Raw genomic sequence first — 10,411 nt, 5'->3', positions numbered from 1 at the left:
CTCAGCTTCATGGAAGTGAAATCCGCCGCCTTTATGGATCTGCCAGTGCATGCCGGTTTGAGTTGCAGTGAATACCTGCATGCGGTACATGCCCAGGTTGTGTTCGCCTCCATGCGGGCTTTCGGTATACACCAGGGGCAGGGTGAAGAACGGTCCGCCGTCCTCCTGCCAGCTGGTGATGCACGGCAGGGCTTTGATATTAACCGGCTGCAAGGACTCTCTTAAAACCGGCGCCCGGTGGGACGGCACATGATTCAAGCCGATGCGGGCCATATCCAGAAGCCAACCGCGTTCCCCCCACAAACTGCTCAAGCGCGGCGGTAAGAGCCGGTGCAAGGCGTTGATGGCTTTGTTTACAATAGCTTGCGGTTTGGGACCCATGGCCATTTCCATACGCCGTACGGTGCCAAATAAATTGGTGGCAACCGGAAATGAACTCCCTTTAACCCGGGTGAATAATAAGGCCGGACCGCCTTCTTCCACCACCCGGCGGTGGATTTCAGCCAGTTCCAGATAGGGGTCTACTTCAGCCGTTATCTCGATAATGTCTTTTTCCCGGCGTAGTTGCTCAATAAAGGAGCGCAGGTTCTTATGCATGTTCGATCTCCACTATCTGCTTGATTCTGTCAGCCAATAGCCGGGCTGCTTCCAGGCTGTTTTGCACCAGGGCATCAATTTCCTGACGGGAGGCCCGATCAATATGAATTCCCGCTATTACTGCCGCGCAACAACCGGTTTCCCGGCAGAGCTGCTCGGCCACCAGGGTGGCAACATCAGAATCGCGGTGTCCAGAGCGGGGGGTTACCCAGGTTTGCGGGCGTTGACCCGAAGCTGTCCGGGGATGGCGCGGAACACTCATCGCCACTCCCCCCACATGAGGTTTTTCCCCCCCGGTGAGGAAGACTGCCACCCCGTCACCGGTTAAAATGGCCTGAACCTGTATGCCCAAACGGCCTTCCCCGCAAGTAAAGACTATTTCCTCACGCAAAGAGACTCACCTTCTAAAGCAGACTTTCACAAAAATATTATTGCAGCTATCCTATATCTTAAACCACTGCGGCGGCACTGTAAAAGCAATCTTGGCCTATTTTCCGTGTTAACGGATGAGCGTGGTTTTTTTGCGGGGTATTCGACAGCAAGATCAGTATCCGCGGTTATAATAATATTAATGATGATAGAGCCGACGTCTGCAGATAGCAGTTAGTCACCATACTCTCTATGACCAATCCTTCAGCTGTGATGCAGTCATGGATGGCCGTAATGACGGAGAAATCAATCCTGGGGGAGGAATAGCGGCATGGCCTACAGCGATCAAGTCTTGCTTTTTTACGCTTTGGCAGTCAATACTCTGTGCTATGTATTATTCGCGCTCGACAAAGGCTACTCACAGCGCGGGGAAAAGAGGATTCCGGAAAGAACCCTTTTCACAGCTGCGCTTCTAGGTGGCGCCTTAGGCGGAATACTGGCTATGTATCAATTCCGGCACAAAACCCGCCACCGCAGTTTCAAGTACGGCCTCCCAATAATACTAGTCCTGCAGCTGGTCTTGATAATTTATTATTTCGCCGGCTTTTAGAAGAAGCGGTGTTCATTGGCGCCATTTAAGGGAGAAGCGACCGCAAAAAGATAAGCCATAGGCCATAAAAAAGGATCGATTGCGGGATGCGCCGCCGGGTCTGGTTTATTTCGCCCCGGGCAGGATGGCCGGCCGGACACCGCCACCGCTCGGGAAAGGATAATGTCAGGGTAGTCCTGATTTTTTGACGGTAACCAAAGCGGTGAACGCCCCGGGGCGAATTATCCTAATCGACCGGGAACTGTCGCTGCTTCCGGCAACCGGTATTTTATTCCGGGGTTATATTCAGTACACTGCGCACCGCCCCGGTGATCTCTTCGTAGCTGGTGCAGCGGCAGATATTTGATTCCAGCCAGGTGAACATGGTCTCTTCGTCGGCATCAGGGTGTTTTTCTATCAACCCCTGACAGGTCATGATGAAACCCGGGGTGCAATAGCCGCACTGAAAAGCCCGGTGCTCTACAAAAGCCTTCTGAATAGGAGCGTCCTGCAGACCTTCCAAGGTGGTGATCTTATGGCCTACCGCTTCTACCGCCAGCATCAAGCAGGATTTGACCGGCAGACCGTCGACCAAAACCGTGCATGATCCGCAGTCGCCGTTTTCACATCCCGGCTTAGCGGCGGTCAGCCCCAGAACCTCCCTCAAAGCATACAGCAGGGTGTCTGCCGGTCTGACCACCGCGCTAATCTTGGCGCCGTTAATATCCAGTTGAATGGGCCCGATCTGCTGCATTTGAAACATCATTTATCCCTCCAAGCCATCTATGGCATCTTCCAGCAGGTTGCCCAGCACAAATCTGCGGTAATTAGATGAGCCGGCCACAGTATCCTGCAAAGGTCCGGGCAGTTGCTGCAGGGCCTGGGCAACACGTTTGCTCAGATCCTCTCCCGGTTGGTTTAAGGCCTTTTCCATAGCCCGGCCCCGGAAGGGGAAGGAACAAGCCCCGCTCAATGCTATGCGGATATCCCCGTCTTTTTTCAAGGCGCATAAGGTAATCAAAGGATAATCGATCTTTTCCAATTTGGTTTTTTTGACATGCCAGTAGGGCAGGGAGGTATACTCCAGGGGAATTTTGAATTGCACCACCAGTTCCCCGTTGTTGAGCCTCATCTGCTGGTCGAATACAGTATGTATGGATTCTGTCCGAGATTCATTAATACCGGATATGCAAACCTCGCTGTCGGCGAGCAAAAGGGGGAGCACGGCCTCACGGTAGATGATGGTTCCGCAAACATTGCCTCCCAGGGTTATTTTGTTCTGCACGCTGTGATCGGCCACTCTTGATCCCGCCTGGGTCAGCAGGGGGAAGGGGTTGGCTTCGGCTATGGCGGTCAACGTGACCGCCGCTCCGATAATCAGGCTTTGACCTTTTGTTTCCAACGGCTGACATTCAGGTATCTGTTTGATATCGATAACCGCCTGGGTCTTGATGCTGCTGTTGCGCGCCATGGTGATGATTTCGGTGCCCCCTCCGTAGTACATGGGCGCTTTCCCGTTTTGCTGCAAATCGTTATAAAGTTGTACTGCCTCTGCTATTGAAGCAGGCTGATAATATTCAAAATCGAAAGGGATCATCGCTTCTCCTCCTCCAGCCGTTTCCATATTAATTCCGGGGTTAAGGGCAACTGATCCAGTTCAATTCCGGCGGCCAGGCTGAGACTGTTGGCCAGGGCGGCTGGCATGCCGATTATGCCATGTTCTCCTATAGGCCTGGCTCCGTAGGGAGAGTCCAAGAGGGGCGTCTCCACATAATCTACCACATACTCGGGCTGCTGACCGCAATGCAGTACTTTATAAGTGCGCAGGCTGGAGGTGCCGATCTGGCCCTGTTCATCATAAATGATCTCTTCACGGGTGGCCACCCCGAGGCCCATGCTCACGCCGCCCGTAATGACACCCCGGGCATGCTTGGGGTTGATGACCTTGCCAGCGTCCAAAACGGTTACGGCCTTAAGGATTTTATAGCTGTGGTCGCGGCGATTGTATTCAACCTCTACGGCCTGTGCCCCCACCGTCCAGGCCGGGCCGGGCCTGCCTCGTCCGGTATTGGGATCCAGAGGGGTGAGATGGCGCATTACAAAGCTTCCCCTTCCAATCACCTGGCCGCCCACGGAATTGCCGTCAGGATACTTATAGGCGTGGCCGATATCTGCAATATCCATGTAATAGTCGGGATTATCCTTGAGATAAACCCTTTCCCGGGCAACATCCAAATCTGAAGGGGAAACCTTGAGGACCATAGCAGCCAGGCTGAGCAATTGATTAATGGCGTCTTGAGCCGCTTCGAGCACCGCCTTGCCCACCATATAAGTCGTCATACTGCCCACGGTCTTCCAATGGTGAGGGGACACCCTGGTATCGACCGGCATGTGCACATGGATCCGGTTAATATCCATTTTCATTTTCTCAGCCAATATTTGGGCCAGAGTGGTTAACATGCCGGGCCCGATTTCAACCGCTCCTACAATAAGATTGATGCTGCCGTCGGGATTGATAATGACCATTGCTCCTGAGAAGGCATCAGTAGGAGAGTTCGAGGTTTTCCACAGACAGCTGATGCCTTTGCTGCGTACGGTGTTAGCATCGATAGAAATATACCGGCCTTGGTCCCAATTGATCAAGGATTTGAGTTTGTCCAGACAGGCCTCCAGGTTGCCCAGGTTGCTGGTTGTCAATGCAACCTGCGTAGGGCTGCTGTCCCCGGCCTTCAGGGCGTTTCTCCGCCGCAATTCCAGGGGGTCGAGCTGCATTTGGGCGGCCAGTTTATCTAGGCTGCGTTCCAGGGCGAAAGTAAATTCCAAATGGCCGAAACCGCGGAAGGAGGTGGCATAGATATGGTTGGTGTATATGCAATAAGAATCACACCATACATTGTCTATTCGATAGGGGCCAGTGCAGTTCATAGCCATTGATTTGGCCATTCGCGAACCGATATCGCAGTAAGCCCCGCTATCCACCATAAAGGTTGCTTCCAGAGCTGTAAAGCGCCCGCTTTGATCAGCTCCCAGTTTGATTCTGGCGTGAAGCCCCAATTGGCTGGGTGAAGTTGATATATCCTGCTCCCGGGTATTGGCGATTTTGACCGGCCGCCCCCCTACTGAAAGAGAGGCCATATAAGCAATCAATTCCAGTTGCACAGCGGCTTTTCCGCCAAATCCCCCTCCCACCAGGGGAACATGGACGGTAATCTTGCCTAAATCGATGCCAAAGCAAGAACTGATTTCTTTTCTAATGGAAAAGGGGGTTTGCGATGAGGAATGGATCACAACCTCATCCCCGGGTAAGATTTCGGCCTGGACATTGCGAGTTTCCATGGCAATGTGATCGGCCTGGGGAAGATCATACTCGGCTTCAATAATAGTGTGGCTGGCCGCCCAGCCTTTTGGCAGGTCGCCTTTGCGTATTTTAATATGGTCTGCTATGTTAGTGTCTTTTTCCGGATATACATCAGATACCATTCGCTTGTACAAGTCCACTCTTTCGTGAATCAGAGGGGCCCCGGGCTTAAAGCTGTCAAGAGGGGAAGTGACAATTGGCAGGGCTTCATACTCAATATTTACCGCTCCAACTGCAGCTACGGCTTGCGCTTCGGTGGCGGCGATAACAACTGCGACCGGTTCTCCATAATAACGCACTTTGCCTGAGGCCAGGGGGGGATGATCCTCCAAGACCGGTCCGCTCAGCACTGGAAAATCAGCTCCGGTAATAATATTGATTACCCCGGGCATAGTCAGGGCGGCCCCAAGGTCTATTGACTTTATTAATCCGTGAGCGCAGGTGCTGGTCACCAGAGCACCGTGTAATAAGCCGGGTTGGATTCGGTCACTGTTGTATCTGGCAGCCCCGCTTGCCTTTTCCCAGGCATCTTTGCGGGGGACGCTTTCTCCAACGGATATATAATCCACGGGAATAATTCCTCCAAACTCTACTCTTATTACTTTGTTCCCGGTTTATGGTCATATTATGCCAGAGGGCATAGGCCCTCATAAATCAGGGCAGGCCAAATCATGAAAAATATGCGGTGAATCGCCAGGTTATATTCTTTAACGAGGGACAAAGCTTATCCAGACCTGGCATGTTACATGGAGAACCTTAGCGCATAATTATTGATACAAGCCCCGGAAGAGCTGCCGGGTTGGCAAAAGAACATAGATACTGAAGCTAAAAGAAGGGATTAAGGGATTGTCTTTAGAATATGTGAACTGCAAAGGCACTGTTTTTTCTTGCGGGCATCTGTCTACCCCACTACCGGATGGAGGGATAGTAATGACAATTCAGGATAAAGCGTTTTTTTGTTCTTGGAGCGGGGGCAAAGACTCCTGTCTCGCTTTGCATCGTGCCATTATAAAAGGCGGCCGCCCGGCCTGTTTGCTCACTATGCTGGCAGAAGGAGGCCAGAAATCCCGCTCTCACGGCTTGCCTCTACAGGTCTTGCAAAATCAGGCCAGGTCCCTGGGGATTCCCCTGGCAGTTCGCTCTGCTTCATGGGAGGAGTATACTCCGGTATTTGCTGAGGTATTGAGGGAATTTAAATCCAGGGAAATAGACCACGGTGTCTTCGGCGACATAGATATCGCAGATCACCTGCATTGGGTGGAATCAGTCTGCAAGCCGATAGGTATCAAGCCTTATCACCCCCTCTGGCAGCAGCCCAGAAAACAACTGTTGACCGATTTCCTGGAAGCAGGGTTTAAAGCTACCATAGTCGTGGTTCAGGCTAGTAAGCTGGATAAGAGTTTCCTGGGACGTGAATTGAGTGCCGCCGTACTTGAGGAAATCGAGGCGGAGGGGGCGGATGCGGCGGGCGAAAACGGTGAATACCACACCGTCGTCACCGATGGACCGATTTTCTCCACCCCCGTCACCATCAAGCTGGGGGAGCCGTTTGAGGAAGAGGGATACTGGTTTTTGAATGTTCTGGGTTAGTCATCGCAGGAGTCAATTTGACGCAAGCGGGATGGTTCCTGGCTTACGCGAAATGCGCCAGTAAAGAACTTTTCCGCTTGCGTTTCGAATTTTAGACATGATTTGTCGATATCCCCGGCAACAGCCGGGGATATTGTTTTCAAAGCTCTCCGTAATTCTGACCTTTTCCGTTATGGATAGGGTGCCACTTACTCCAGGGTTTCCTGCCCCGCCCTCCACTTCCAATATGCGCCTATTGATTCTTTATTAAATGCTATGATTACAGTATGCTAGAATCATAGCGAGGATTATGACGATTTTGTGTGAATCTTGTAAGTCATGGTTCTTATAAAGAGACAACGCGGAGAATGGGGGACGGATGATCTTTTTTCGGCCTCTAAAGAAGAGTACTTTATACTGCAGGGGAAGATATGGAGTAAGTTAGATCGGAGGATGAGAGTATTGCCAACAGAATTGGTTTTAGCGCCGCAAGAAATGAAAACCCAGGTTTTTAACCGTTTGCAACAGGCCTACGAACACTTTGGCCTGGATTTAGGCTACCTCCAGTATAACTGGAATTCGTGGCAGGATATAAGCGGTATCGAAACCTATTGGGCGTACCAGGACGAGCAGTTACAGGGCTTGGTGGTTTTTGACAGAAATAACAGCCTGGTTTTGGAAATATGGGCCTGGCCGGAGTTTCACGGAAAAGGCGTCGAAGCGTCTATACTGGATGCCATTATTGCGCAGGAGAACCTGATTGCCTGTCAGGTGATGGCTGAAGACCGTCACCGTTACAGTCTTCTGGTAGACTACGGTTTTCGCCCGGCGCGAACTTGCGACATTGCGGGATGGAAGGTAGTCAAACTGGATTTAAGCACCGCGGTCTTGCTCAGCAAAATCAAATCTCAGCAATTCTCAAAGTCATACCATCACAAGGAGACGGTTGCCATCGAAACCGTCGCGGCATCGCTTGAATACGAGCAGATCAAAAATTCGCTGAAAAGCTTGATTGCCAATCTGGGCGGTTTGGAGCGCTATGTTAAAACAGGTCAAACCGTAGTTATCAAGCCCAATATTGTCAGTGATCATGGTTTGAAAAAAGACGGCACTGTGGTCGGCGGGGTAGTGACCGATAAAAAGGTGGTCAAGGCCATGGTAGAGTTGCTGCTGCCTGTGGCCGGAAAAGTGATTGTAGCGGAAGGTTCTTCCATCAACCGCAGCGCCACCACCAAGATGTTTGCTCATTATGGCTATGATGAGGTGGTGGCCCTGGACCCTGATCGGGTAAGTCTGGTGGATTTAAATACCGATAAACTGATTGAAAAAGCGGTTCCTGGCGGCAAACGCATGCAGTCGCGGCAGATTCCGGTCACGCTGGAAGAAGCCGATGTGATTATCAGTATGCCCGTGATGAAAATTCACTTTGCCGCGGCCGTTTCCCTGAGCATCAAAAACCTGCAGGGTGCAGTACCGCCCCTGGAAAAATATATGTCGCATTTCTTCGGACTGTGGCAGAGTTTAATAAATATCAACCATCTGGTCCAACCGGACTTAATAATTATCGATGGAACCGTTGGACAGGAAGACTTCGGCCCCATCTCCGGCACTCCCAAAGTGATGAATCTACTGATCGGGGGCACTAATCCGGTGGCAGTGGATGCGGTTGCCATGCAGATTATGGGCTTCAACCCGGCTGAATCCCCCCCGGTTCTACTGGCTTATATGCAGGGATTCGGACCTATCGAAAACGATATGATCGATGTGGCGGGCCCTCCTCTACAAGATCTGATCGACCCTTTCAAACGGCCGCAGCTGGATCTCGGCAGCGGGCAGGACTTTGAGGTGCATACTGGAGAAGCCTGCCCGGGCTGCAAGGCTTACCTGCATTTTACCCTCAGCAAGCTGCGCAAAGCAGACCCTCAGAATCCTGAGCGACTCTTGATCGATCGTCCTTTTGCCAAGAAGGTCCATGTTTTTCTGGGACCAAGCATTAATCGCGAAATTGATCCCGGGGAGAATAATATTTTCATGGGCCTGTGCCAGCAGCATCACGCGCATCTGGGCACTCATCTGCCCGGCTGTCCGCCGCATTCTGAGGTGATCATAGATGGGATTTTTAAATGCTTCCCCGATGTGGCCAAGGCAAAATATGCCGACAAGAGTGAAGAAGCTACTCTGGGAGAGATGTTGGAGAAAATCCTGGCCGGTATCAGGTGAAGCGGATTTTGAAAATCTATGTCAAAAGGCCGCAATTACTTCAAAAGCTCTATAAAAAAACCTTCAAGGCAAGTGCCAACAAAGAAATATTTACAATCGCGATGCTTGTATATTAAGGTTGGCATTTATCAAATAATATACCTAGTTCTAGATGAAGGAGGCGTTATCTTGAAGGGCAAAGTAAAGAAACAGGACTCCATGCTTGATGGAGTCAGGTGTGTTGTCAACACCTGTTATTATTACGGAGAAGGAGACTGCTGTATGGCGTCACAGATTGAAATCCAGCCTCGAAACGCCAGTAACTCGGACCAGACCGATTGCAGCACCTTCGCCCCCAAATAGCGATTTTCCGGAAAAAAGGAGGCCAAAACGGCCTCCTTTTTATTTGCGATAATAAATATATAATAAACTCCTTGAGCACGGTCTTGTTCCGTTTCCAGCTAATCATCCCGATAGGGTTTGCGGGCTGGCACCAGACCGCCGGGTGCGCCGCTTAATTCCTTGATGCGGGCGCTGATAAAAATCAGACTGGCCATGCTCAGGCTGAATAAAACCCCGATACGCTCGCTGAGGTGAATGGTGGCCCCTGCAATGGTTAAGATGATCAGGCCAATAGTCACATATGACAGCAATGCCCCGGTGGGGCGCTTCATGGTTATGCCCAGGTGTTGGGAAGCATAATGGGGATCAAGTTTTAAATTGGACAAGAGGATTATTATCCAGTTCAATATCAGCATAACTCCGGCTGACGTAGCCAGGTACTCGTAGACTGTGTTGGGCAAAAGAAAGGACATGACGATTGCAAACAACAGCCCTAACCCGGTAAGGGAAAGAGCGGGAACGGGTACTCCGCGATTATTCCTCCAGGCCAGGAGCAATGGCGCATCAAGATCATTGGCCAGAGAAACCAGCACATTGGTTACTCCGAAAAGCGCTCCAACCATGGTGGAAAAAGCCGCGCTGATAATAATAATATTGAGCAGTGAATCAGCAAATCCGAAACCGAAAGTAGATAATGCCGTAACAAAGGGGCTTTCCGCCGTGCTCACCGCATAACCGGGAACCATTAAAAAAATGAACAGCAAGGCTAATGCGTATACTGCGGTTAAAGAGGTCAACATAACCTTCCCCGATTTCCCGATGTCTTTATACTGCTTCAGCTCATGAGACAAAATCCCCATTACTTCTATACCGCCATAAGAGAAAAGCACAAAAACCAGGGCACTCCATAATCCGGTCAGCCCGGCGGGAAACCATTGCATCAGATCGCCCGGGTTGGAAGCGGGCGGGCGGATCAAACTTATAGCGCCTGAAGCCACCAGCAATCCGAATATGATGAATATGATCAGAGCGGAAATCTTGATTACCCCGAAGAGCGACTCGATTTTGCCGAAATCATTGACTCCCAGCAGATTGATAGCCAGAGCCAGGGCTGAATAACTGGCCGCAAAAACCCACAGGGGAACGGTAGGAAACCAAAATTGGCTGAAAATAGCCAGGGCGGTGACCTCGGTTGACATGATCAAGACTCCGGCCAGCCAGTACATCCAGCCGCTGGTAAACCCGATCTGAGGGCCGAAGGCTTTACGGGCATATACCCGAAAAGAACCTTCCTGGGGGTCGCGGGTGGACATCTCGGCCAGGGAGCTGAATACCTTAAAGGCTATGAGACCGCCTATAATGTAGGCTAATAAGATGGACAGACCGGC

At 51.1% G+C, this 10,411-nt stretch carries 10 protein-coding genes; 4 read left to right on the top strand and 6 right to left on the bottom strand.

Going from position 1 to position 10,411, the window contains the following annotated elements:
* Positions 1-597: UbiD family decarboxylase domain-containing protein (locus tag B3W37_RS04860; protein WP_483174952.1), on the bottom strand; the 597-nt coding region annotated here is incomplete at its 3' end.
* The gene (gene lpdD / locus B3W37_RS04855; protein WP_483171046.1) at positions 590-988 is read right to left on the bottom strand and encodes a prenylated flavin chaperone LpdD; all 399 of its coding nucleotides are present in this window, start codon (positions 986-988) and stop codon (positions 590-592) included. The genes lpdD and B3W37_RS04860, both read right to left, overlap by 8 nt.
* A 309-nt stretch (positions 989-1,297) precedes the next feature.
* Between lpdD and B3W37_RS04850 the strand changes: the two genes are divergently transcribed.
* The gene (locus B3W37_RS04850) at positions 1,298-1,576 is read left to right on the top strand and encodes a DUF1294 domain-containing protein (RefSeq protein WP_483174951.1); all 279 of its coding nucleotides are present in this window, start codon (positions 1,298-1,300) and stop codon (positions 1,574-1,576) included.
* 268 nt (positions 1,577-1,844) lie between these two features.
* Here the strand turns inward: B3W37_RS04850 and B3W37_RS04845 are convergent, their stop codons facing one another.
* The 3 genes from B3W37_RS04845 to B3W37_RS04835 are packed head-to-tail and all read right to left on the bottom strand — an operon-like array spanning position 1,845 to position 5,482.
* Positions 1,845-2,318 carry a (2Fe-2S)-binding protein gene (locus B3W37_RS04845; protein WP_483174968.1) on the bottom strand — a complete coding sequence of 158 codons (474 nt, stop codon included), beginning with the start codon at positions 2,316-2,318 and terminating at the stop codon, positions 1,845-1,847.
* Positions 2,319-2,321: 3 nt separating this feature from the next.
* Entirely contained in the window at positions 2,322-3,152 is an 831-nt protein-coding gene (locus B3W37_RS04840; RefSeq protein ID WP_483174949.1) for an FAD binding domain-containing protein, read from the bottom strand.
* Positions 3,149-5,482 (bottom strand): xanthine dehydrogenase family protein molybdopterin-binding subunit, encoded by a 2,334-nt coding sequence (locus tag B3W37_RS04835; RefSeq protein WP_483174948.1) that lies wholly within the window; start codon positions 5,480-5,482, stop codon positions 3,149-3,151. The genes B3W37_RS04840 and B3W37_RS04835 overlap by 4 nt, the downstream gene beginning before the upstream one ends.
* A gap of 361 nt (positions 5,483-5,843) precedes the next feature.
* Here B3W37_RS04835 and B3W37_RS04830 point away from each other — a divergent pair, with 361 nt between their 5' ends.
* The 3 genes from B3W37_RS04830 (at position 5,844) to B3W37_RS04820 (ending at position 9,044) form a co-directional block, all read left to right on the top strand.
* The gene (locus B3W37_RS04830; RefSeq protein ID WP_483169781.1) at positions 5,844-6,503 is read left to right on the top strand and encodes a Dph6-related ATP pyrophosphatase; all 660 of its coding nucleotides are present in this window, start codon (positions 5,844-5,846) and stop codon (positions 6,501-6,503) included.
* Between the two features lie 432 nt (positions 6,504-6,935).
* The gene (locus tag B3W37_RS04825) at positions 6,936-8,702 is read left to right on the top strand and encodes a DUF362 domain-containing protein (protein ID WP_483174946.1); all 1,767 of its coding nucleotides are present in this window, start codon (positions 6,936-6,938) and stop codon (positions 8,700-8,702) included.
* A 198-nt stretch (positions 8,703-8,900) separates the two neighbouring features.
* Positions 8,901-9,044, top strand: a complete 144-nt coding sequence (locus tag B3W37_RS04820) for a DUF1540 domain-containing protein (protein ID WP_481043086.1) — start codon at positions 8,901-8,903, stop codon at positions 9,042-9,044.
* 98 nt (positions 9,045-9,142) lie between these two features.
* On the opposite strand, the gene B3W37_RS04815 is transcribed toward B3W37_RS04820, so the two are convergent.
* Positions 9,143-10,411, bottom strand: a 1,269-nt coding sequence (locus B3W37_RS04815; protein WP_483174945.1) for an amino acid permease, incomplete at its 5' end; no start/stop codon positions are given.

Source organism: Syntrophomonas sp. UBA5494, assembly GCF_002426325.1.
Note: the sequence above shows the minus strand (reverse complement) of the source record. Positions and strands in the feature narration are given on the sequence as shown.

Excerpts from the sequence above, each read along its gene's own strand:
- B3W37_RS04850 (WP_483174951.1), top strand. The coding sequence starts at position 1,298 with ATGGCCTACAGCGATCAAGTCTTGCTTTTTTACGCTTTGGCAGTCAAT.
- B3W37_RS04845 (WP_483174968.1), bottom strand. The coding sequence starts at position 2,318 with ATGTTTCAAATGCAGCAGATCGGGCCCATTCAACTGGATATTAACGGC.
- B3W37_RS04840 (WP_483174949.1), bottom strand. The coding sequence starts at position 3,152 with ATGATCCCTTTCGATTTTGAATATTATCAGCCTGCTTCAATAGCAGAG.
- B3W37_RS04830 (WP_483169781.1), top strand. The coding sequence starts at position 5,844 with ATGACAATTCAGGATAAAGCGTTTTTTTGTTCTTGGAGCGGGGGCAAA.
- B3W37_RS04825 (WP_483174946.1), top strand. The coding sequence starts at position 6,936 with ATGAGAGTATTGCCAACAGAATTGGTTTTAGCGCCGCAAGAAATGAAA.
- B3W37_RS04820 (WP_481043086.1), top strand. The coding sequence starts at position 8,901 with ATGCTTGATGGAGTCAGGTGTGTTGTCAACACCTGTTATTATTACGGA.